This window comes from Streptomyces fulvorobeus (assembly GCF_013167895.1).
GTDB classification, from domain to species: domain Bacteria; phylum Actinomycetota; class Actinomycetes; order Streptomycetales; family Streptomycetaceae; genus Streptomyces; species Streptomyces fulvorobeus.
Genome location: NZ_BLWC01000001.1, coordinates 4,509,011 through 4,532,204 on the forward strand (window position 1 = coordinate 4,509,011; position 23,194 = coordinate 4,532,204).

A 23,194-nucleotide genomic window follows, 5' to 3' on the forward strand; every position below is an offset into this window, starting at 1 on the left:
GTTTCCCAACGATCTGGATGAGGCCGTCCCGGAGAAGCAGACTTTCCCGGGACGGCCTCATCGGTGGAGCATGTTACGGCATGTAAATGACGTCGATCTTTCCAGCGAGTTCGGGAGTGTCCGCAACCATGTGGCGGAACGCGGTTGCCGCCTCTGGAGAGCTCACGTAGTACACGATGGGTGTGTAGGTGCCACCGACCGCGGACTTCGCTCCCGCGACCTGTGCCTTGGCTTCCGTGATCGGGGCTGTGACGAAGAACTTGAACTTGCCGGTCGCCGAATCGATGACGCCGCTGTCGCTCCAGAACTTCGCGTCGATCAGCTTGCCGTTCTGGTAACCGTCGAGCTTGACGTACTCTCCCTTTCGGCCGGAAACCGCGTACTTCATCTTGAGCTTGTAGACGAAGCCTTCCGGTACACCGCCCGTCGCTCGCTGCTGGTAGGTGGCGGCCGCGGGATCCATGGCCTCCTTCTCCGCGGACCAAAACCCCGGTCCGTTGATGCCACCCACCCAGCACCCGGGTCCGGTACCGCCGCTGGAACCGGAGGCGGCTGCGGAGGCCTCGACCCTGAACGTCGCGGTGTCGACTCTTTCGCACGCGTCGTCGAGTTTCCTGACGATACGGCTGACCATGCCCTGCACAGCAGCCTCGGTCAGGCCGATGGATCGAAGCGCCAGCCAGGCGTCGGTGAAGCCGACGCCGGTCTTGAGGGCTGCGTCCATCGCCGTCACGGCGGCCTTCGCCGATCTGAAGATCACGCCTGCGACGAACCAGCTCGCCGCCCAGGCACAGTCGCCCCAACTGCCCCCCGACACGCCCGGCGTGATCAGCTTGGCGCAGCCGATGAAGTCACCGAGCAGGACATCGATCGGGTCGATGCCCGAGTTGAACTCGGTCATCGTCAGCGTGTAGCTGAGCCGTTCGGTCCTGGCTTCCGACACCTCGAGACCGAGATAGACAGTGTCCGCATCCGGGCAGCCGCCCGTGTACGTTCCGGGCGATGCGATGCACATGAACAGGTCGACGTGCGATTTGTACGTGATGTCTGCCGTGATCGTGCAGTCGCCGACGTGGATGATCGGGTTGCAGTTGTCCTTGACGACGTTCCGCGGCTCGCCGATGTACTCGATGTGGTCGAGAACCGCCCACACCCCGCCGATCCCGGTGGTGACGCCCTGCGTGATCTGCTCGGTGTTGCCGCCCTTCTCCGTCCGGTCCGCGGCCTCCTGTGCCTCGTTCGCCGCGTCCCACGCACCGGCGGCCGCCTTCTCCGCCGCCGTCGCGTCGATTTCCGCCTGGGTGGCGGTGGCCTGGGCGCTGGCAGCGTCCTCCTCGGCCTGTGTGGCCACGGTGCGGGCGTTGGCGGCGTCCTTCTCCGCCTCGGTCGCCGCGGCGTCCGCCGCGATGGCGTCCTGCTCGGCGTCCATCGCCGCCCATGACGCCGCCAACGCGTCGTTACCGGCCGACAGCGCGTAGCCGTCGGCACGGTTCGCCGACGCCTGTGCCTCCTTGGCGTCCTTCGCCGCTTGGGTGGCCGAGACCTGGGCTCGCTCGTACGCCTTGGCGGCGCGGAGCGCGTCGGTCGCCGCCGCAGAGGCGGCCTGCGCCGCGAGCTTCATGTCCGCGGCGGCCTGCGCGGCCAATGCCTTCGCCTCGGCGGAGAACCCTTCGGCCATGGTCGCGGTGGCTGCTGCCGCCGCGGCCTGCTGCTGCGACAGCGTCAGGGACTGCTGTCCCGTCAGGACCGCGAAGGCGGCCGAGCTGTCGACCTCCTGGAATGGACCACCGAGGGCGATCGCCTCGTTGGCCGGCTTGATCACCGCAGCGGCGGAGTCACGGGCCGCGAGCGACGATCGCACGGCCGCGAGGGCCTTACCCGCCGTGGTCGCCGCCCAGGCCGCGGTCTGCATCGCCTCGGAACGGGCGGCAAGTGCCTCCGCCTTGCCGACCTTGGCCGCCGCGGATGCCTTCTCGGACTGTGCCTTGGCACCCCGGGCATCGGCCGCCGCTGCCTCGGAGGCGTCGATGGCCTCGGCCGCCGCGGCGTGCGCCGCGGCCGCGGAACCGGCCGCGACCATGTACGAGGACCAGGCGCTGTCCGCCGCGGCCTTGGCGCGGGACGCGGAGCCCTGCGCCTTGGTGGCCGCGTCACGGGCGTTGACGGCCGCGGTCGTCGCTGCGTTCGCCGACGCACGGGCGTTGGCGGCCGCCGTGGTCGCCGTGTTGGCGGCCGACCGGGCATCGGTCGAGGCGGCGCGGGCGGCCTCGGCTGCGTCCGTGCCGTCCACGGCCGCGGCATGGGCCTCCAGGGCCGCCGCCTTCGCAGCGAGGGAGTCTCGCCGTTGCTCGGCCTCCAGGGCCCTGTCGCGGGCGGCGACCGCATCGCGCTCGGCCTGCTCGGCGTCGCCCCTGCGGGCCGACGCCGTGGTGCCCGCCGACTCCGCCGACGTGCGGGCGTTACTGGCGATCAGACCCTGGGCGACGGCGTCGGCCTCGTGGCCCTTGGCCTTGTCCCGCTCGCTCTCCGCAGTGGCCCGGTAGGCCGCCGCGTTGGCGCGCTCCAGTTCGGCCACCGCGCGCTGCGCCTGCGCGTCGGCGGCGGCCTCGCGGGCCTGCTCCTCCTCCGCCAGCGCGGTTTCCTTGGCCTTCTTAGCAAGGGCGGCGTTGTTCGCGGCCGAGACCGCGTAGGCGTCGGCGCTGTCCGCCGCGGCCTTCGCCTGGGCGGCGGCCTCCTGCGCGGCGATGCGGCGGAACTCGGTGTTCACCGCGTGCGCCTCGGTCTGCGCCAGCGCGAGGAGCGCCTCCGACGTCGAGACCGTGGCGTTCGCCGCGTTCAGTGCCGTCTCGGTCGCCTTCGCGGCGGCCGTGGCGGCCGCACCCGAGGCACGGGCGACCTGCACCGACTGCTGGGCGTACATCAGGCCGCGACCGCGCGGGACCTCCGTCGCGTCCGCGATCGTCCATGCCTGCTGCTGGGCGGTCACCGCGCGCTGTGAGGCGCCGGTGGCCAGGGTCGCCTGCTCCTTGGCCTTGGTGACCAGGGCCTGGACCTTGCCGCGCGCGTTCGCCAGATCCGTCTTCGCCTTGTCGAAGAGGGCCTGCTTCGGCTTGTGGATGTGGTCCGGGTCGGCTTCGAGCTGGTCGTGCCAGTACTTCTGCCAACGCAGGACCTGGTCGGCCCGCCACGCCTGGCCGATGGCCTCGACCATGTTGTCGGCGGCGGCCCGCGTTGCTGCGGCGGCGTCGGCCTCCGCCTGCATGATGACGGCGCGCGGGGCGGCCTGTGCCGCGTACTCCGCTTCCCACTCGGCCGAGGCATGGGAAACGGCCTCGCTCAGGGCGTTGCGCGGGTCCACCGGGTCAGCGTGGTTGCACGTGGCCCAGGCATGCTTGAGGGTTTCGACCTCGATGCGGAACTCGGGGGTGCCTTCGGCGACCTTCCGGGCGGGGAATCCGCCGTGCCGCAGGTAGGTGGCGATGTCGGCGGAGGTGGTGCCACCGGCCCAACGGGTGTTGTTCAGGCTGGTGTCCCGCAGCATGACGTCCGCGGAAGAGTCGTGCCAGTTGTCCTTACCGCGGTTCTGCTCGGTGAGCTCACGGGCCCTGGCGATCGCCTCCGGGCCAGCGTTGGTGTGGGCGTCCCAGCCGAGGCGTGCAGCCAGTTTCGCCTGTGTGGAGAGGGTGTAGTCGAGGATGTTGGAGCCGAACTCCGGTCCTTGCAGCGTGATCTCGTCGCTGAACGAGCTCATCGCGTACGGGCGGTTGGCGTCCTCCAAGAGGGCCTTGCGGGCCGCGACGGCATCCATGTAGGAGTAACCGGCCTGCTTGTCCAGGTTGCTGGCCTGCCCCAGGGGCATGAACCCGATCCAGCCGACATCGCCGATGACGGCGTGCAGCTGGTCGTTGGTGCCCGTAAGGCCCTCGATGGCCTTGGCCTTCATCTTGGCGCCGCCCGCATGCAGGGCGACTCCGGCGAGGCACCGGTTGAGGCGCGGGGTGGAGCGGACGTCACGGATGACGGCGGTGAGCTCGCTGAGGCGGCGCAGGGCGTTGTCGGCGTCGATGAAGATCTGCCGCATGCCGGTGGAGACCTTCTCGATCGCCTGAGCGAGCGCCGGCATGCGGCCCACGATCACGGCGGACGAGGGGACGTCGACCAGCGACCAGAGGCACTCCTCGACGTCGAACTTGGCCAGGCACTCCTTGGCCTGCGCGGCGTCGAGTTGCTGGAAGAGGATCTGACCGCCGTTGGCGGTAGCCCATGCGACGACGTTCACGGAGACGGCGGCGAGGCCCTTCCGGTAGTCGTCGACGCAGGTCTGGCCGCAGGAGTCGAGGAGAGTCTTCTCCTCGCGCTGGCCGAGCTTCGGCCAGTTGTCCGCGCCGCCCTTGATGGGCGTGGTGCCCTCGGCGAGCGCGTTCTCATGGGCGATCTCGTTCTTTTCGCGCTGCTGCTGTTCGGCCTGTTCGGCGGCCTCCTCAGCGGTGGTGCTGTCACCTTCCGCGTCGGCTGCCTTTTCCTCGGCGGCCACGGCGTCCCGCTCGGCCTGGGTCGCCTTGTCCAAGGCGCCCTTTGCCGCCTCGCCGGCCCGGCTGGCCTTCTCGTTCGCCTCCGCGGCGTGCCGCTCGGCGTCGGTGGCCTCACGGTCGGCCTCGACGGCCGCGCTGCTCGCACCGTCCGCGGTGAGGCGGGCGGACACGGCGTCGTTGCCTGCCTGCCGGGAGTAGTCGGCAGCGGTGTCGGCGGCGGCCTTGGCACCCTTCTGGTCACCGGCGGCCTCGACCGCTGATGCCTGGGCGCGGATCACGGCCTCGACGGCACGCACCGAATCGCTCGCCGCCCGCGCGGCGGCCTCGGCCGCGAGCTTCGCGTCACCGGTCGCCTGCGCGGCGGTCTGCTGGGCGGACTCGGCGGCTGCCGCTGCCTCAACGGCCTTGGCCTCGGCCGCCGCGGCCTGCTGCTGGGCGATCGTCTTCGACGACTGGCCGACGAGTACGGCGAACGCGGCCGCGCTGTCCCTTTCCTGGTACGGCGTACCGACGGAGATGGCGGTGTCGGCGGCGGAGACGGCGGCCGTGGCACTGTCGCGGGCGGCGAGCGCCGCCTGACCGGCGGCGTAGGCGCGGCCCACGACCGTACCCGCCGACTTCACGGCCTCTTCCGCGCTTGTCCCGGCGGCGGCCGACTCCAGCTGGGCCTTCTTGGCGAGTTCGGTGGCGTTCTCCGACGCCGTGGCGGCACCGTCCGCACGGATCGCCGCGTCCTGCGAGGCGTCGAGCGCGACGGCCGCGGCAGCGTGCGCGGTGGAAGCCGCGTCGAGGGATCCCCGGTACGCCGACCACGCGTTGCTCGCGTTGGCCTGGGCGCGCTCGGCGGCGCCTTCCGCCGTGGTGGCGGCGGTGCGCGCCCCGACGGCGGCCGTGGTGGCCTGGTCGGCGGCGGTCTGGGCGGCAGTCGCGGCTTGGACTGCCTGGTTCGAGGCCGTACGGGCGGCGGTAGCGGCCGTACGAGTCTCGGCCGCGGCCGCGGTGCCCTCGGCGGCGGCGGCCGCGGCTTCGAGGGCGGCGGCGCGGGCCGCGGTGGCCTGCTTCGCCTGAAGCGCGACGACCGCCTTCTCACGGGCGGTCTGTGCGGCCTTCGCCCTCTCGTCGGCGACCTTGCGCTTCGCCGTGGCATTCGTGGTCGCGGTCCCCACAGCAGTGTCGGCGCTCCTGGCCGTCGTCTGCTGGGTAACGGCCCGCTCCTCGGCCTCCTGCGCCTTGGCCCGCTCGGTGGCGGCCTTGGCCCGGGAGGCGACGGCGGTGGCCTGCTCGGCCTGGGCCTTGGCGCGCTCGGTGGCGGCGGTGGCGGCGGCGGTCTTGGCTTTGCCTCGCTTCTGCTCGGCCGTCGTAAGGGCGGCCTTGGCGGTGGTCGCGCTCTCGGCGGCCGCCTTGGCGTTGGCCTCGGCGCTGTCGGCGGCGGTCTTCGCCTGCGAGGCGGCCTCCTCGGCGGCGACACGGCGGAACTCCGTGTTGATCGCGTGCGCATCGGTCTGCGCCTTGGCGAGCAGCGCGTCCGCGTCGGCGATCGTCGCGTTGGCGGCGGAGAGTGCGGTCTCGGTCGCCTTCGCCGCGGCTGCGGCGGCGGCGCTGGAGGCGCGGGCGACCTGGACCGACTGCTGGGCGTACATCAGACCGCGGCCGCGTGGCACGTGGGTGGTGTCGGCGATGGCCCACGCCTCCTGCTGCGCGGTTGCGGCCTTCTGGGCAGCCGTGGCTGCCTTGGCGACCTGCGCCTTAACCGAGACGACCAAGGCGGCCACCTTGGTGCGGGCGGCGTCCTGATCGGCCGTGGCCTTGTCGTAGAACGCCTGGTCGGGCTTCTCGAAGATCGTGTCGGGGTCGTTGGCGAGTTCGTCCTGCCAGTACTTGCGCCATGTCAGGATCTGCTCGACGATCCAAGCCTGCCTGATGGCCTCGATCATGTCGTTGGTCGCGGCCTGGGTCGCCCCGGCGGCGTCCGCCTCCGCCTGGATGATCGTGGCGCGCTGCGCCGCCTGTCCGGCGTACTCCAGCTCCCATTCGACCATCGCGGCCATGACCGGCTCGTTGAGCTTGCGCCGCGGGTCGATCGGGTTCTGGTAATCGCAGGCGGCCCATGCCTGCTTGAGGTCCTCGACATCGATGTTGTACTCGGCGGAACCCTTGGCCGGTGCCTCGGACGCGAATCCGCCGCGCCGCAGATAGGCAGCGATGTCGCTGGAAGTGGTGCCGCCCGAATACTCGTATCCGACGTTCTGCAGCATCCAGTGCGCCGAGAAGTCGTGCCAGTCGTCCTTGCCGTTGTTCTTGTCGGCGATTGCCCGGGCCTGCGAGATCGCCTCGGCACTGGCCTCGCTGTGGCCGTCCCACCCGAGCGGGGAGGCGAGCTGAACCTGTGCGAGCGCGGTGAAGTAGTTCACCTCCGCGCCGAACTTGGGCGTGTGGAAGTCCATAACGTCGTCGGTCCACGCGGACTCGACGTAGGGCTTATTGGCCGCGGTCAGTTCATCAGCACGCCGGTCATTGGCTTCCTGGTAGGCGGTGCCGTCCTCCTTGTCGGCGATTCCTTCCATGCCCAGGGGGCCGTAACCGATCCAGCCGATGTCGCCGATGGCCTCGCGGAGCTGCTCCTCGGTGCCGGTCAATGCCTCGATGGCCTTGGCCTTCATCCGGGGGCCGCCGACGTGCAGCGCCACACCGGCGAGGCAACGGTCGCGCCGGAGCTCTTGGCCGATGCTGTTGCGGTCGGTCCCGGTGTCCTCGGGTACCTGGTCGGCCACGGCTGGAACGGCCTGGATCACGCCGGCCAGTACGGCCGCGGCGGTGATGAGCGCCACCGTGCTGGTGGCCCTGGTCAGCGTGGACCGGATGAGACGCCGACGTCTACCGACGTCTCTTCTGAACAATGACATGGCCTGCCTTGCAATCTCTCGATCGGTCGGCAAGTTCAGTCATGGGCATGACAGCAAGCACCCGGACGCGGCACGTGCCGGCACGCTCGTCCCCCACGAGTTGGCACCGCCGCTTGCGCTGCAACCGTGCCATGCCCCGCTCGGCAAGTGAAGATCAAATGGAGATCGAATAATCTTCGCCAAGGGTGTCTGAAGTCCCAGCAGGGGGCAAAGCGAACCGCTTGTTGATCAAGTTGTTACCCGCCGTAAGGCGGCACGCTCAGGTACGCCTGTCTTGTATGTCGAGATCCTCGGGAACGCGTCGCGGCGAGCGGTGCGCACTTGCTGGAGCGCTTTCGCGAGTACGCCGACAGCAAGGACATCGTGTCGGCGCCGACGGGCCCGGTCGAGCTGCCAATTGACCACTGGTAACCAAGAACGGCCGTGGGCCGCACCCCCTTCTGTCGGAAGGGGGTGCGGCCCACGGCTGTATGTGTCGTCGGACGACGCGTCAGGCGCGCTCGCCGCCGCCCAGGTGGTGCACCCGGACCATGTTGGTGGTGCCGGGGACGCCGGGGGGCGAGCCGGCCGTGATGACCATCGCGTCGCCGTCGTTGTAGCGGTTGAGCTTCAGCAGCTCCGCGTCCACGAGGTCCACCATGGCGTCCGTGTTGTCCACGTGCGGGACGACGTAGGACTCGACGCCCCAGCTCAGCGCGAGCTGGTTGCGGGTGGCCTCCTCCGTGGTGAAGGCGAGGATCGGCTGTGCCACGCGGTAGCGGGAGAGGCGGCGGGCCGTGTCGCCGGACTTGGTGAACGCGACCAGGGCCTTGCCGTCCAGGAAGTCCGCGATCTCGCAGGCGGCGCGGGCCACCGAACCGCCCTGCGTACGGGGCTTCTTGCCCGGGACCAGTGGCTGGAGGCCCTTGGAGAGCAGCTCCTCCTCGGCCGCGACGACGATCTTCGACATCGTCTTGACCGTCTCGATCGGGTACGCGCCCACGCTCGACTCGGCGGACAGCATGACCGCGTCGGCCCCGTCCAGGATCGCGTTGGCGACGTCGGACGCCTCGGCGCGCGTCGGACGCGAGTTCGTGATCATCGACTCCATCATCTGGGTCGCCACGATCACCGGCTTGGCGTTGCGGCGGCACAGCTCGATGAGGCGCTTCTGCACCATCGGGACCTTTTCGAGCGGGTACTCGACGGCCAGGTCGCCACGGGCCACCATCACACCGTCGAAGGCGGCGACGATGCCCTCCATGTGCTCGACGGCCTGCGGCTTCTCCACCTTGGCGATGACGGGGACCCGGCGGCCCTCCTCGTCCATCACCTTGTGGACGTCCTTCACGTCCTCGGCGTCCCGCACGAAGGACAGGGCCACCAGGTCGCAGCCCATCCGGAGGGCGAACCGCAGGTCGTCTACGTCCTTCTCGGAGAGGGCGGGGACGTTCACGGCCGCGCCGGGCAGGTTGATGCCCTTGTGGTCGGAGATGACACCGCCCTCGATCACGATGGTCCGGACCCGGGGGCCCTCGACCGCGACGACCTTGAGCTCGACGTTGCCGTCGTTGATCAGGATGGGGTCGCCCTTGGCGACGTCGCCTGGCAGGCCCTTGTAGGTGGTGCCGCAGATCGACTTGTCGCCCGGGACGTCCTCGGAGGTGATCGTGAACTCGTCCCGCGGACCAGCTCGACGGGGCCCTCGGCGAACTTCGCCAGGCGGATCTTGGGGCCCTGGAGGTCGGCGAGCACGCCGACGGCCCGGCCGGTGTCGTCGGCCGCCTTGCGGACCCGGTCGTATCGGCCCTGGTGCTCCTCATGGGTGCCGTGACTGAAGTTGAAGCGGGCCACGCTCATGCCGGCCTCGATCAGAGCGACGAGCTGCTCATGGGAGTCGACGGCGGGACCGAGGGTGCAGACGATTTTGGAACGGCGCATGAGGCGGATCCTATCGGTTTGTTTCACTGCGGAATATTCCGTCTGGTGGAAGATACAAAGGGGCGCGGGGGTGCTCAGTTGTCGGCCTGTCCGAGCGGCGGTCCGGCCTGTCCGGAGGGCGTGCCGGACCGGCCGACGAGGGCGAAGGTCTGCTCCGCGATCTCCAGCTCCTCGTCCGTCGGCACCACGGCGACCGCCACACGCGCGTGGTCCGGCGAGATCAGCCGGGGCTCGCGGGAGCGCACGGCGTTGAGATCTCCGTCCACCACCGGCCCGAGCTCCGCCAGACCGGCGATGGCAGCCTCCCGTACCGGGGCCGAGTTCTCGCCGACACCCGCCGTGAACACCACCGCGTCCACCCGGCCGAGGACCGCCGCATAGGCGCCGATGTACTTCTTCAGCCGGTGGATGTAGATGTCGAACGCGAGCGCGGCCCGCTCGTCGCCCTCGTCGACCCGGCGGCGGATCTCCCGCATGTCGTTGTCGCCGCAGAGGCCGACGAGACCGCTCCTCCTGTTCAGCAGGACGTCGATCTCGTCCGTGGACATCCCCGCCACCCGCTTCAGGTGGAAGATGACGGCCGGATCGATGTCTCCCGAACGCGTACCCATCACCAGCCCCTCCAAGGGGGTCAGTCCCATCGAGGTGTCCACGCACCTGCCGCCCGCCACCGCGGACGCCGAAGCGCCGTTGCCCAGGTGCAGGACGATCACGTTGACGTCCTCCGGCGGGCGCCCCAGCAGCTCGGCGGTCCTGCGGGAGACGTACGCGTGCGAGGTGCCGTGGAAGCCGTAGCGGCGGATGCGGTGCGCGTCGGCCGTGTCGGCATCGATCGCGTACCGGGCCGCGCTCTCCGGCATCGTCGTGTGGAACGCCGTGTCGAAGACCGCGACCTGCGGCAGGTCCGGGCGCAGGCCGTGCGCCGTACGGATGCCGGTGATGTTCGCCGGGTTGTGGAGCGGGGCGAGCGGGACGAGCCGTTCGATCTCCGTCAGCACCTCGTCCGTGACCACGGTGGGCTCGGTGAACCGCAGTCCGCCGTGCACGACCCGGTGGCCGATCGCGGCCAGTTCGGGGGAGTCGAGTCCGAGCCCGTCGGCGGCCAGCTCGCCGGCCGCCGCCTTCAGCGCCTCGTCGTGGTCGGCGATCGGGCCCGACCGCGTCCGTGGTTCGCCGCCGTCGCCGGGCCGCGGGGTGTGGGTGAGCCGGGAGGTCTTCTCACCGATCCGCTCGATCAGGCCGGTCGCGAGCCGGGCGTGGCCGTGCATGTCGAGGAGCTGGTACTTCACCGACGAGGAGCCGGAGTTGAGCACGAGGACGCGGTGGGGGCGCACCGCACCGCTGGGCGCGCCCTCGCTGATCGGGGTCGTCATCCGGTTCACTCCTCGCCCTGCGCCTGGATCGCTGTAATGGCCACGGTGTTGACGATGTCCTGTACGAGCGCGCCGCGGGACAGGTCGTTGACCGGCTTGCGGAGCCCCTGGAGCACCGGGCCCACGGCCACCGCGCCCGCCGAGCGCTGCACGGCCTTGTAGGTGTTGTTGCCGGTGTTGAGGTCCGGGAAGATCAGCACCGTAGCCTGTCCCGCCACCTTGGAACCGGGGAGTTTCGTCGCCGCGACGGACGGTTCGACGGCCGCGTCGTACTGGATCGGGCCCTCGATCCGCAGATCCGGCCGTGCGGCGCGTACCCGCTCCGTGGCCTCCCGCACCTTGTCGACGTCGGCACCGGTTCCCGAGGTGCCCGTCGAGTACGACAGCATCGCGATCCGGGGCTCCACACCGAAGCGGGCGGCGGTGGCGGCCGACTGCACGGCGATGTCCGCGAGCTGTTCGGCGTCCGGGTCCGGGTTGACCGCGCAGTCGCCGTACACCAGGACCTTGTCGGCGAGGCACATGAAGAAGACGGACGAGACGATGGAGGCGTCCGGCTTCGTCTTGATGATCTCGAAGGCCGGGCGGATGGTCGCCGCGGTCGAGTGCACCGAGCCGGAGACCATGCCGTCGGCGTGGCCCTCCTGGACCATCAGCGTGCCGAAGTAGTTCACGTCCGACACGACGTCGTACGCGAGCTCCACCGTCACCCCGCGGTGCGCGCGCAGCTGCGCGTACCGCTCGGCGAAGGACTGGCGCAGCCCGGAGGTCTGCGGATCGATCAGCTGGGTTCCGGCCAGGTCGATCCCGAGGTCCGCTGCCTTCTTGCGGATCACGTCGGCGTCGCCGAGGAGCGTCAGTTCGCAGACGTCGCGCCGCAGCAGCACGTCGGCGGCGCGCAGCACGCGCTCCTCGGTGCCCTCGGGCAGGACGACCCGGCGGCGCTTGGCACGGGCCTGCTCCAGCAGGTCGTGCTCGAACATCATCGGGGTGACGCGGGCGCTGCGGGCCACGGAGAGCCGGGCCAGCAGACCGGCGGTGTCCACGTGGCGCTCGAAGACGCCGAGCGCGGTCTCCGCCTTGCGGGGCGTGGCCGCGTTCAGCTTGCCTTCCAGGGTGAAGAGCTCCGCGGCGGTGGGGAAGGAGCCGCCGGCCACCGCGACGACCGGGGTGCCGGGCGCCAGCCGGGCGGCGAGCCGCAGGATGTCCGCGCCGGGCCGCTCGTCCAGTGTCAGCAGCAGGCCCGCGATGGGCGGTGTGCCCGCGCTGTGCGCGGCCAGCGCCCCGATCACGAGATCCGAGCGGTCCCCGGGGGTGACGACCATGCAGCCCGGGGTCAGCGCGTTCAGGACGTTCGGCAGCATGGCGCCGCCGAAGACGAAGTCCAGGGCGTCCCGGGACAGGCCCGCCTCGTCGCCGAGCAGCACCGTGCCGTCGAGCGCCGCGGTGACCTGGGCGACGGTGGGCGCGGAGAGCGCCGGGTCGTCGGGGAGGACCGAGCAGGGGACGGGCAGCCGGGCCGTGAGCCGCTCGGCGATCCTCTCGCGGTCCTCGGGCGCCACCCGGTTGACGATCATCGCGAGGACGTCGCAGCCGAGGCCCGCGTAGGCCCGGTAGGCGTTGCCCGTCTCGGACCGTACGGACTCGGCGGTCTGCCCCTTGCCGCCGACCACCGCGATCACCGAGGCGCCGAACTCGTTGGCCAGACGGGCGTTGAGCGCCAGCTCGTCCGGGAGCTGGGTGGCGGCGAAGTCCGAGCCGAGGACCAGCACCACCTCGTACTCCCGGGCCACCCGGTGGAAGCGCTCCACGAGCAGGGAGACCAGCTCGTCGGTGCCCTGCTCCGCCTGCACCGCGGACGCCTCGTGGTAGTCCAGGCCATACACGCTCGCCGGGCTCTGGGTGAGGCGGTAGCGGGCCCGTAGCAGCTCGAACAACCGGTCGGGACCGTCGTGCACCAGCGGCCGGAAGACCCCGACCCGGTCCACCTGGCGCGTCAGTAGCTCCATGACCCCCAGGTCGACGACCTGGCGGCCGTCTCCCCGGTCGATTCCCGTCACGTACACGCTGCGCGCCACGCGTGCTCTCCCGTCCTGATCGGCCGGCTCGTCCGGTGGGGGCGCTGAAGTCCCCGAAGAGGTCTCATTGGCTTGCATTGTTCTTGACGATACCTGCGGGTGCGGCGTGGGCGCCCGCCGGAGCCGGGGTGCCCGCGGGGACCTACCCGGGGCCGCTTCCGGGGTCTCCCGGGGCCCCTCCGGCCACCGGCAGCTCCCCTCCCTTCCGGGCCCCCGCGCCTTCCCCCCGGGCGGCCCGGTCCGGCCGCCGCACCGTCCGGGAGCGCGGGGGCCGGGCCGGGCATGGGACAATCGCGGTGGCTCACGGTACGGGGGGCCTCTTCGAGGAGCCCCCGAAGGCACGGCACTAGCGAGCAGGAGACACAGCGCGATGCGCATCGGAATTCTCACCGCAGGCGGCGACTGCCCTGGCCTGAACGCAGTGATCCGGTCGGTCGTGCACCGTGCCGTGGTGGGTCACGGTGATGAGGTCATCGGCTTCGAGGACGGGTTCAAAGGGCTGCTCGACGGGCACTTCAGGCCGCTCGACCTCAACGCGGTCAGCGGCATCCTGGCCCGCGGCGGCACCATCCTCGGCTCGGCCCGCCTGGAGCGCGACCGGCTGCGGGAAGCCGCCGAGAACTGCGACGCACTCAGCCGCCGTTACGGCATCGACGCGCTCATCCCGATCGGCGGCGAGGGCACCCTGACCGCCGCCCGGATGCTGGCGGACGCCGGGATGCCCGTCGTCGGCGTGCCCAAGACCATCGACAACGACATCTCCGCCACCGACCGGACCTTCGGCTTCGACACCGCCGTCGGCGTCGCCACCGAGGCCATAGACCGGCTCAAGACGACCGCCGAATCGCACCAGCGGGTCATGGTCGTCGAGGTGATGGGCCGGCACGCGGGCTGGATCGCGCTGGAGTCCGGCATGGCGGGCGGCGCGCACGGGATCTGCCTGCCCGAGCGCCCGTTCCAGGTCGACGACCTGGTCAAGATGGTCGAGGAGCGCTTCGCACGCGGCAAGAAGTTCGCCGTGATCTGTGTGGCGGAGGGCGCGCACCCGGCCGAGGGCTCCATGCCGTACGCCAAGGGCGAGATCGACCAGTTCGGACACGAGCGCTTCACCGGCATCGGCAACCGCCTCGCCATCGAGCTGGAGCGCAGGCTCGGCAAGGAGGCCAGACCGGTCATCCTCGGGCACGTGCAGCGCGGTGGCACCCCGACCGCGTACGACCGGGTCCTGGCGACGCGCTTCGGCTGGAACGCGGTGGAGGCGACCCACCGAGGCGACTTCGGGAAGATGACGGCGCTGCGCGGCAACGAGATCGCCATGGTCCCGCTCGCCGACGCGGTCACCCGGCTGAAGACGGTGCCCGCGGACCGGATGTACGAGGCCGAGTCGGTCTTCTGACCCGGCCCGCAGCGGACCGGGCCCGGAACCGGACGCGAACCGGCACCGGGCTCCGGCGGCGCGCGGTGAGGTGCTACCCGCCCGCCGTGCGCCAGAAGTGCTCCACGATCCGGGCCAGGTACGCCCGGCCCGCGTCACCCGTCGTCGCCGGCCGCTGCGTGTCGGCGCTGCTCCAGCTGAGGGTCGAGACCATCAGCGACTGGTAGTCGGCGTGCAGCTGCTCCAGCACGCCCTGGACCAGTCCCCGCTCCAGCGGTACGAGCTTCGCCACCGGGCGCGTGTACGCCTGCCAGCGGGTCGTCACCGCGCTCTTCAGCAACTCGGACAGCTCCTCGTCCCGGCCGCTCGCCGTCAGGAACTGCGCGGCGGTCAGCTCCAGCGCCTCGCGGAGCGCCGCGGACTGCCGTTCGTTGCCGCGCCAGCGGTTCGACTCCTCCATGCGCTGGTAGGAGGCGCCGCTCAGCCCCGTCCGCCCGGCCAGCTCGTCGACCGAGAGACCCCGCGTCAGCCGGTGCTCCCGCAGGGTGGAGGCGGCGGAGAGCAGTTCGCCAGGGGCGCACCAGAGCACACCGGCCAGCGCCGTCAGCTCGCGCTCGGTCGGCGTCGCCGTGCCCCGCTCCCAGGCGATCACGGTCTCCGGCGGGAGCCGGAGGCCGTACTGAGCTGCGAGACCGTACGCGACATGACCGGGCGCCATCCCCAGAGCCTCGCGAAGTCGGCGCGCGGCGGGGGCGTTGAAGGGCGGAGAGGGGTGCACGGCCCCACCGTAGAAGCATGGACTCCGCCTGGCTACGGTGGCTTCCGCCCGGATCACCCTTCGTAGGAACCTCCGAGCGCAGGTCGGCGCGGGTGCCGAGGCCGTTCCGGACCCCCGGCCTCACACGCCGCACCCCCTCGCTCAGGGGCAGACTCTCCGTCCCGACCGGCATCGGCCTCGTCGGCGGAGTGGTCAGCCGCCTTCCGGTACCCAGCGGTAGTGCAGCTCCGGGCGGCCGACCTGTCCGTAATGCGGCCTGCGCGCCGCCCGGCCCGTCGTCACCAGGTGTTCCAGGTAGCGGCGGGCCGTGATCCGTGACATGCCCAGCGCCTCACCGGCCGCCGCCGCCGTCAGCCCTTCCCCGGCGGCGCGCAGGGCCAGAGTCACCGCCTCCAGCGTCGGACCGCTCAGCCCCTTGGGCAGCGCGGAGGGGTGCGTGACCCGCAGCGCGCCGAGAGCCCGGTCCACCTCCTCCTGACCGCTCGCCTCGCCCGCCGCCGCACGGAACTCCGCGTACCGCGCGAGCCGGTCCCGGAGGGTGGGGTAGGTGAACGGCTTCAGCACGTACTGGACGACACCGAGCGAGACCCCTTCCCGCACCACCGCCAGATCACGCGCCGACGTCACGGCGATGACGTCGGCCGCGTGACCGGCGGCCCGCAGCGAGCGCAGCAGGTGCAGGCCGTGCCCGTCCGGCAGGTACAGGTCCAGGAGCAGCAGGTCCACCGGCGTGCGGTCCAGCGCCCGGACCGCCTCCGCGCGCGAGTGCGCCACGGCCGCCACCTCGAAGCCCGGCACCCGGCCCACGTACAGCTGGTGGGCGTCCGCCGCCACCGGGTCGTCCTCGACCACCAGTACCCGGATCACGCGGGGGCCTCCTCGCCCGCCCGGGCCCGCAGCGGCAGCCGTACGGTGAACTCGGCGCCGCCCTGCGCGCTCCGGTCCAGTGCGACCGTCCCGCCGTTGCGGTGCGCCGCCTGCCGTACGAGCGCGAGCCCGAGCCCGCGTCCGGCGCCGTGGGTCGACCAGCCCCGCCGGAACACCTCGCCGGCGTCGTCGGGGCCGATGCCCGCCCCGGTGTCCGCCACCCGCAGCAGCAGCTCACCGTCCCCGGCGAGCGCCGTCACCGTGACCCGGGCCCGCGCGCCGGAGCGCGCGGAGGGGGCGGTGGCGGCGCCGGGCTCCGTGTCCACCGTGCCGGGGCCGCTCGTCGCCGCCTCCGATGCCGCGTCGACAGCGTTGTCGATCAGGTTGCCGAGGATGGTCACCAGGTCGCGCTGGGCCAGGGTGGCGGGCAGCGCCCCGTCGTCGATCAGGCTGTTGTCGGCGAGCACCAGCTCCACACCCCGCTCGTTCGCCTGCGCGGCCTTGCCGAGCAGCAGCGCGGCCAGCACCGGTTCGGCGACCGCGCCGACGACCCGGTCGGTGAGCACCTGGGCCAGTTCCAGTTCGGCCGTGGCGAAGTCGACCGCCGCCTGGACGCGGCCGAGTTCGATGAGCGACACCACGGTGTGCAGTCGGTTCGCCGCCTCGTGCGCCTGGGAGCGCAGAGCCTGGGTGAAGCCGCGCTCCGAGTCCAGTTCACCCCAGAGCGCCAGGAGTTCGGTGTGGTCCCGGAGGGTCACCACGGTGCCCCGCTGCTCCCCGCCCACCACCGGCCGGGTGTTGACGACGATCACCCGGTCCGCCGCCAGATGCACTTCGTCCACCCGCGGCTCCGAGGCGAGCAGCGCCCCGGTGAGCGGGGCGGGCAGCTCCAGCTCGGCGACGGTCCGGCCGACCGCGCCCGGCCCCAGGCCGAGCAGTTCCCGGCCCGCGTCGTTGACCAGTGCGATCCGCCGCCGGCCGTCGAGCATCAGCAGGCCCTCGCGGAGCGCGTGCAGGGTGGCCTCGTGGTAGTCGTGCATCCGGCTCAGCTCGCCCGCGTTCATGCCGTGCGTGTGGCGCCGCAGCCGGGCGTTGATCACGTACGTGCCGAGACCGCCGAGCGCCAGCGCCCCGCCCGCCGCGAGGCCGAGGGCGCCCAGCTGCTCGCGCACCTGGGTGGAGACCCGCTCGACGGTGATGCCCGCACTGACGAGTCCCGTGATCCGGCCGCCGTCCCTGACCGGGGTCACGACCCGTATCGAGGGTCCGAGCGTGCCGGTGTACGTCTCCGCGAACGTCTCGCCGCGCAGCGCCTGCTCGGTGTGCCCGAGGAAGGTCTCGCCGATCCGCCCGGGGTCCGGATGTGTCCAGCGCACCCGCTGCGGGCTCATGATCGTGACGAAGGCGATCCCGGTCTCCTCGCGGACCTGCTCCGCGTACGGCTGGAGTGCGGCGGACGGGTCCGGGGTACGGATCGCCTCCCGTACGGAGGGAGAACCGGCCACCGCGAGCGCGGCGGCCCGTACCTGCCGGGCGGCGGTCTCCTGCGCCTGCGCGCTCCCCGAGGCGTAGGCGAAGAACGCGCATCCTGCGACGACAGCGGCCACCAGCACCACCTGCATGGCGAAGAGCTGGCCGGCCAGGCTGCGGGGACGGGTACGGGGGAGGCGCATGGAGCCCAGTCTGCCTGGCCCGCTCCGCCGAGGGCAGATGGCTTGAACCCGACCGTGAACGATATGAACGCAAGGGTGACGGCCGTCACAGGGAGATGGATAGTCGCCGAGGCCCCCAGGGACGGGGGAGCGACCGCGACATCAGCCGAGGAGGCCCCGTGGCAGCAGCAGCCGCAAGACGGGACCGGACCCACTATCTCTATCTGGCCGTGATCGGAGCCGTGATTCTCGGCATCCTGGTGGGCTTCGTGGCTCCCGGGGTCGCCGTGGAGCTCAAGCCCATCGGCACCGGCTTCGTGAACCTGATCAAGATGATGATCTCGCCGATCATCTTCTGCACGATCGTGCTGGGCGTCGGCTCCGTACGCAAGGCCGCCAAGGTCGGTGCCGTCGGCGGGCTCGCCCTCGGCTACTTCCTGGTGATGTCGACGGTCGCCCTGGCCATCGGCCTGGTCGTCGGCAACATCCTCGAGCCCGGCTCCGGTCTCCACATCACCGAGGCGGCCCGCACCGCAGGTGAGCAGCAGGCCGCGGGCGCCAGCGAGTCGACGGTGGACTTCCTGCTCGGCATCATCCCGACCACGATGGTCTCCGCCTTCACCGGCGGCGAGGTCCTCCAGACGCTGCTCATCGCCCTGCTCGCGGGCTTCGCGCTCCAGGCGATGGGGGCGGCCGGCGAACCGGTCCTGCGCGGCATCGGCCACATCCAGCGGCTCGTCTTCCGCATCCTCGCCATGATCATGTGGGCCGCCCCGGTCGGCGCGTTCGGTGCGATGGCCGCGGTGGTCGGCGAGACCGGCCTCGACGCGCTGAAGTCGCTGGCGATCATCATGATCGGCTTCTACGTCACCTGCGCGCTCTTCGTCTTCGTGGTGCTCGGCACGATCCTGCGGCTGGTGGCCGGGGTCAACCTGCTGTCGCTGCTGAAGTACCTGGGCCGCGAGTTCCTGCTGATCCTGTCCACCTCCTCCTCGGAGTCGGCCCTGCCCCGGCTCATCGCGAAGATGGAGCACCTGGGCATCAGCAAGCCCGTCGTCGGCATCACCGTGCCGACCGGCTACTCCTTCAACCTCGACGGCACCGCGATCTACCTCACGATGTCCTCGCTCTTCATCGCCAACGCGATGGGCGACCCGCTGACCGCGAGCGAGCAGATCTCCCTCCTGGTCTTCATGGTGATCGCGTCGAAGGGCGCCGCGGGTGTCACCGGTGCCGGTCTCGCCACCCTCGCGGGCGGCCTCCAGTCGCACCGCCCCGAACTGGTCGACGGGGTCGGCCTGATCGTCGGCATCGACCGCTTCATGAGCGAGGCCCGCGCCCTGACGAACTTCGCCGGCAACGCGGTCGCCACGGTCCTGGTCGGCACCTGGACCAAGGAGATCGACAAGGAGCGGGTCGGTGAAGTCCTCGCCGGACGCGTGCCGTTCGACGAGCGGACGCTCACCGACGACACCCCGGCGGAGAACGCGGTCCCGGAGCCCCGCGAGAGCACCGAGGCGCCCGCGAAGGTTGTCTGACCGGGCACCTGGCGCAGCCCCGGTCCTTGCCCGGCGGACGTGTCCGCGCCGGTCCGAGCGCCCCTGTTCCCGCGGCGCACCGCACGCGCGGGGGCCCGCACCGGCACGGAGCGGTGCGGGCCCCCGGGGGCGGCCGGGTGATCAGGCCGGGCGGAAGTACACCGTCGCCAGCGGCGGCAGGGCCAGCAGTACGCTCGCCTGCCTGCCGTGCGCGGCCACCGCCTCCGGCTTCAGCGGCTCCTCGTTGCGCACGTCGCCACCGCCGTAACGGGCCGCGTCCGTGTTGAGGACCTCCACCCAGCTCTCGAAGCCCTCCGGCACCCCGAGCCGGTAGTCGTGGCGTACGACCGGCGAGAAGTGCGAGACCGCCAGGAGGGGGAGCCGTCGGCGTCGTAGCGCAGGAACGCGAACACGTTGTCCTCGGCCGCGTTCCCCTCCACCCAGGCGAAGCCCTCCGGCACGGTGTCGCGCTGCCAGAGGGCGGGCACCGCCCCGTAGACCGCGTTGAGGTCGCTCACCAGGGTGCGTACACCGCGGTGGTCGTCGGACGCCTCGTACGAGGGGTCGAGCAGCCACCAGTCGGGGCCGTGGCCCTCGGACCACTCCGCGCCCTGGGCGAACTCCTGCCCCATGAAGAGAAGCTGCTTGCCGGGGTGGGCCCACATGAAGCCGAGGTAGGCGCGGTGGGTGGCCCGCTGCTGCCACCAGTCGCCGGGCATCTTGCTGACCAGCGCCTGCTTCCCGTGCACCACCTCGTCGTGCGAGATCGGCAGGACGTAGTTCTCGCTGTACGCGTACACCATCGAGAACGTCATCTCGTTGTGGTGGTACTTGCGGTGCACCGGCTCCTTCGACACGTACTCGAGGGAGTCGTGCATCCAGCCCATGTTCCACTTCAGCCCGAAGCCCAGGCCCCCGAAGCCGCCGGGCCCGACCAGGTGCGTGGGGCGCGTGACACCGTCCCAGGCGGTGGACTCCTCGGCGATCGTGACGACCCCGGGGTTGCGCCGGTAGACGGTCGCGTTCATCTCCTGGAGGAAGGCGACGGCGTCCAGGTTCTCCCGGCCGCCGTGCTCGTTCGGCGACCACTGCCCGTCCTCGCGGGAGTAGTCCAGGTAGAGCATCGAGGCCACCGCGTCGACCCGCAGGCCGTCGATGTGGAACTCCTCGCACCAGTACGTGGCGTTGGAGACCAGGAAGTTGCGGACCTCCTTGCGGCCGTAGTCGAACTCCAGCGTGCCCCAGTCGGGGTGCGCCGCCCGGGCCGGGTCCGAGTGCTCGTACAGCGGACGGCCGTCGAACTCCGCGAGCGCCCAGTCGTCGCGCGGGAAGTGCGCGGGCACCCAGTCGACGATGACCCCGATGCCCGCCCGGTGCAGGGCGTCCACGAGGTGGCGGAAGTCGTCCGGGCCGCCCATGCGCGAGGTCGGCGCGTAGAAACCGGTGACCTGGTAACCCCAGGACCCGCCGAAGGGGTGCTCGGCCACCGGCATCAGCTCGACGTGCGTGAAGCCCAGTTCGCGCACGTACTCCGGCAGCTGGGTGGCGAGCTGGCGGTACGTCAGGCCGGGTCGCCAGGAGGCGAGATGGAGCTCGTACACAGAGAAGGGGGCCTCGTGCACCGGGCGGTCGCCCCGGTGCGCCATCCAGTCCGCGTCCTGCCACTCGTGGTGCGAGGCGGTGACCACCGACGCGGTGGCCGGCGGCACCTCCGCCTGGCGGGCCATCGGGTCGGCGCGCATCGTGTGCGAGCCGTCGGGGCGGCAGATGTCGAACTTGTACAGGGCGCCCTCGCCGACCGCCGGCACGAACAGCTCCCACACGCCCGAGGAGCCGAGCGAGCGCATCGGAAGGCCCTGGCCGTCCCAGAAGTTGAAGTCACCGGCGACCCGCACCCCACGGGCGTTCGGCGCCCACACGGTGAACCGGGTGCCGCTCACGCCCTGGTGCTCCATCGGCTGGGCGCCGAGCGCGGTCCACAGCTCCTCGTGCCGTCCCTCGCCGATCAGGTGCAGGTCGAGTTCGCCGAGCGCGGGCAGGAAGCGGTACGGGTCCTCGACCTCGGCCGTGCCGTCCTCGTAGGCGACCGCGAGCCGGTACTCGGGGACGGCGGAGAGCGGAACGACCCCGGCGAAGAAGCCGTCACCGTCCTCGTGCAGCTCCGCCCGCACCCCTTCGGCCAGCACGGTCACCGAGCGCGCGAAGGGGCGCAGCGCCCGGAACTCCACCCCGCCGCCGGTCAGGTGCGCGCCCAGCACGTCGTGCGGGGCGTGGTGCTCACCGGCGAGCAGCCGGGCCCGGTCCCCGGCGTCCATGGCGACGGCGGGCAGTACGCCCTTGGCGGCGCCGCCGCGCCGCGGGCGGGGCGGCGTGGCGGCGGTCCGCCTGGCCCGGTTCCGCCTGGCCTGCGGCGCGGCGGGCGCGGCGGGCGCTGCCGGCGCGTCGGGAGCGGCGGGTGCGGTCGGGGCGGAGACCTCGGTGGTCACCGGCTGCTTGGCTGGCGGGGCCTCGATGGGGTCCGACGTCTTGCGGGACGGCTTGCGGGCGGTCACAGGACTGCCTCCTCGGGGGAGAGAAGCGGAGGGGTGGGGCGGGACGGGGTGGTTCAGTCGGCGGTCGCGGCCAGGCGCTGGATCGCGGCCATCGGCACCGGCAGCCAGTCGGGCCGGTTCCGTGCCTCGTACAGCACCTCGTACACCGCCTTGTCGGTCTCGAAGGCGCGCAGGAGTTCGGGCCGGCTGCGCGGATCGGTACCGGCGGCCTGCGCGTAGCCCTCGCAGTAGGCCGCGCGGCAGCGGGTCGCCCACTCGGCGTTCCAGGGGTGGTGCGAGCGGGCGGCGTAGTCGAAGGAGCGGAGCATGCCCGCGACGTCGCGTACCGGCGGCTGCGGGCGGCGGCGTTCGGGAAGGGGACGGGCGGGCTCCCCCTCGAAGTCGATCAGTGACCAGAAACCGTCCTCGCCGCGCAGCGCCTGGCCGAGGTGGAGGTCGCCGTGGACCCGCTGGACCGACCAGCCGGTGTCCCCGTGGCCCAGGGTGGCGACGGCGTCGAAGGTGGCACGCAGTCCCGGCACGTAGGGCACGAGTGCCGGTACGGCGCCGGCCGCCGCCTCCAGCCGCTCCGTCATCCCCTCGACGAGCTGCCTGGTCCGCGAGCGGTCCAGCGGGGGCGTCGGCAGGGCAGCGGCGAGCGCCAGGTGCACCTCGGCGGTGGCCCGGCCCAGCGCACGGGCCTCCGGCAGGAAGTCCGTGCCCACCGCGAGTGCGCCGAGGGCGAGCTGCCAGCCGTCGCGCGCACCGCGCAGGAACGGCTGGAGCACCCCGAGGGTCACCGGCTGCGGAGCGGTGGCCTCGAACCAGGCGACCGGGGCGGGCACCCTTCCGCACCCCTCGCGTGAGAGGGCGAGAGGCAGCTCCAGATCGGGGTTGGTACCCGGGAAGACCCGGCGGAAGATCTTGAGGATGTAGGAGTCGCCGTAGACGAGTGAGGAGTTGGACTGCTCGGCGTCCAGCATCCGCGGGGTCAGGCCGGAGGGGACCGCGGCGGTCTGGCCGAAGCGGAGCGGGCCGAGGGCGCCGGGGCAGCGGAACCGTTCCAGCAGAAGTTCGGCGACCCGTGGGTCGTGCAGCCCCTCGTAGACCGTGCGGCCCGCCAGTGGCCCGTCCCGGAGCTGCCCGATGCGGGCGGCGGCCAGCCGGGGCGGAAGCGTGTCCCGCACCCCCAGGAGGAGCTGGTAGCAGTCGCCCGGCGCGTTCGCCGGCAGGCCGGGCTGGTGGGCCCTGACGAGCAGGTGGAGCAGTCCGGGACCGGTGCCGGCGGAGCTCACCGGCAGCATCTCGGTCATCGAGACGAGCGAGAAGCGGGTGACCGGCTGCCCCTTGCCCGCGAACCAGCGCTGACCGGGCAGCCAGGCGTGCAGCAGGGGGGCGAGGGAGGGCAGCAGCTCGGCGCCGGGAACCGGAGCGGCCGACTGGTCCGACTGGTCTGCCGTCAGGTTCCCGGGCGTCTGCTCCGGCGCGGCGGCGGTGACGCTGTCCGCCGCGTCCGCCTCGGGACTCGTCCTGCGAGGCGGCGAAGCGCCCGCTCCCGTGCTTGTCGTCGTGCTCGTAGTCTCGCTCGGCGTGTTGCTTTTCGATGTGGCGACTCGAGTGGATGCAGCCTCCGACATGGCATCGCGT

At 71.9% G+C, this 23,194-nt stretch carries 10 protein-coding genes and 2 pseudogenes; 3 read left to right on the forward strand and 9 right to left on the reverse strand.

The genetic code is table 11. The annotated features are described in order from the left end of the window. Positions 1-73 precede the first annotated feature (73 nt). A complete protein-coding gene (locus Sfulv_RS20455; protein WP_256669029.1) occupies positions 74-7,360 on the reverse strand; it encodes a hypothetical protein in 7,287 nt (2,428 codons plus the stop codon). A gap of 1 nt (position 7,361) precedes the next feature. Between Sfulv_RS20455 and Sfulv_RS20460 the strand changes: the two genes are divergently transcribed. Then, positions 7,362-7,586, forward strand: coding sequence for a hypothetical protein (locus tag Sfulv_RS20460; RefSeq protein WP_173316036.1), 225 nt, complete (start codon positions 7,362-7,364; stop codon positions 7,584-7,586). A gap of 339 nt (positions 7,587-7,925) precedes the next feature. Here Sfulv_RS20460 and pyk read toward each other — a convergent pair. The 3 genes and pseudogenes from pyk to pta all read right to left on the reverse strand — a co-directional run bounded on the left by pyk (position 7,926) and on the right by pta (position 12,806). After that, a pseudogene (gene pyk, locus Sfulv_RS20465) lies at positions 7,926-9,355 on the reverse strand (pyruvate kinase). 74 nt (positions 9,356-9,429) lie between these two features. Then, positions 9,430-10,728 carry an acetate kinase gene (locus Sfulv_RS20470; RefSeq protein WP_173316037.1) on the reverse strand — a complete coding sequence of 433 codons (1,299 nt, stop codon included), beginning with the start codon at positions 10,726-10,728 and terminating at the stop codon, positions 9,430-9,432. A gap of 5 nt (positions 10,729-10,733) precedes the next feature. After that, the gene (gene pta, locus Sfulv_RS20475) at positions 10,734-12,806 is read right to left on the reverse strand and encodes a phosphate acetyltransferase (RefSeq protein ID WP_173316038.1); all 2,073 of its coding nucleotides are present in this window, start codon (positions 12,804-12,806) and stop codon (positions 10,734-10,736) included. A gap of 370 nt (positions 12,807-13,176) precedes the next feature. On the opposite strand from pta, the gene Sfulv_RS20480 reads away from it, so the two are divergent. Continuing rightward, positions 13,177-14,202 carry an ATP-dependent 6-phosphofructokinase gene (locus tag Sfulv_RS20480; protein ID WP_173316039.1) on the forward strand — a complete coding sequence of 342 codons (1,026 nt, stop codon included), beginning with the start codon at positions 13,177-13,179 and terminating at the stop codon, positions 14,200-14,202. Positions 14,203-14,275: 73 nt separating this feature from the next. On the opposite strand, the gene Sfulv_RS20485 is transcribed toward Sfulv_RS20480, so the two are convergent. The 3 genes from Sfulv_RS20485 to Sfulv_RS20495 form a co-directional block, all read right to left on the reverse strand. Further along, complete coding sequence (locus tag Sfulv_RS20485; protein ID WP_218901506.1) at positions 14,276-14,899, reverse strand: helix-turn-helix domain-containing protein; 624 nt, start codon at positions 14,897-14,899, stop codon at positions 14,276-14,278. Between the two features lie 252 nt (positions 14,900-15,151). Beyond that, positions 15,152-15,826 carry a response regulator gene (locus Sfulv_RS20490; protein WP_173316041.1) on the reverse strand — a complete coding sequence of 225 codons (675 nt, stop codon included), beginning with the start codon at positions 15,824-15,826 and terminating at the stop codon, positions 15,152-15,154. Beyond that, positions 15,823-17,499 carry a sensor histidine kinase gene (locus tag Sfulv_RS20495; RefSeq protein WP_173316042.1) on the reverse strand — a complete coding sequence of 559 codons (1,677 nt, stop codon included), beginning with the start codon at positions 17,497-17,499 and terminating at the stop codon, positions 15,823-15,825. Before Sfulv_RS20495 ends, Sfulv_RS20490 begins: the two co-directional genes overlap by 4 nt. A gap of 158 nt (positions 17,500-17,657) precedes the next feature. On the opposite strand from Sfulv_RS20495, the gene Sfulv_RS20500 reads away from it, so the two are divergent. Next, positions 17,658-19,016 carry a cation:dicarboxylate symporter family transporter gene (locus Sfulv_RS20500; protein WP_173316043.1) on the forward strand — a complete coding sequence of 453 codons (1,359 nt, stop codon included), beginning with the start codon at positions 17,658-17,660 and terminating at the stop codon, positions 19,014-19,016. A 141-nt stretch (positions 19,017-19,157) separates the two neighbouring features. Here Sfulv_RS20500 and glgB read toward each other — a convergent pair. Together glgB and Sfulv_RS20510 are read right to left on the reverse strand one after the other, a co-directional pair. After that, a pseudogene (gene glgB, locus Sfulv_RS20505) lies at positions 19,158-21,568 on the reverse strand (1,4-alpha-glucan branching enzyme). Positions 21,569-21,621: 53 nt separating this feature from the next. Then, positions 21,622-23,184 (reverse strand): maltokinase N-terminal cap-like domain-containing protein, encoded by a 1,563-nt coding sequence (locus Sfulv_RS20510; protein ID WP_246353178.1) that lies wholly within the window; start codon positions 23,182-23,184, stop codon positions 21,622-21,624. Positions 23,185-23,194: the final 10 nt, after the last annotated feature.

Bases quoted from the DNA above. Each gene is read 5' to 3' on its own strand.
- Sfulv_RS20495 (WP_173316042.1), bottom strand. From the start codon at position 17,499: ATGCGCCTCCCCCGTACCCGTCCCCGCAGCCTGGCCGGCCAGCTCTTC.
- Sfulv_RS20480 (WP_173316039.1), top strand. From the start codon at position 13,177: ATGCGCATCGGAATTCTCACCGCAGGCGGCGACTGCCCTGGCCTGAAC.
- Sfulv_RS20470 (WP_173316037.1), bottom strand. From the start codon at position 10,728: ATGACGACCCCGATCAGCGAGGGCGCGCCCAGCGGTGCGGTGCGCCCC.
- Sfulv_RS20485 (WP_218901506.1), bottom strand. From the start codon at position 14,899: ATGGCGCCCGGTCATGTCGCGTACGGTCTCGCAGCTCAGTACGGCCTC.
- Sfulv_RS20510 (WP_246353178.1), bottom strand. From the start codon at position 23,184: ATGTCGGAGGCTGCATCCACTCGAGTCGCCACATCGAAAAGCAACACG.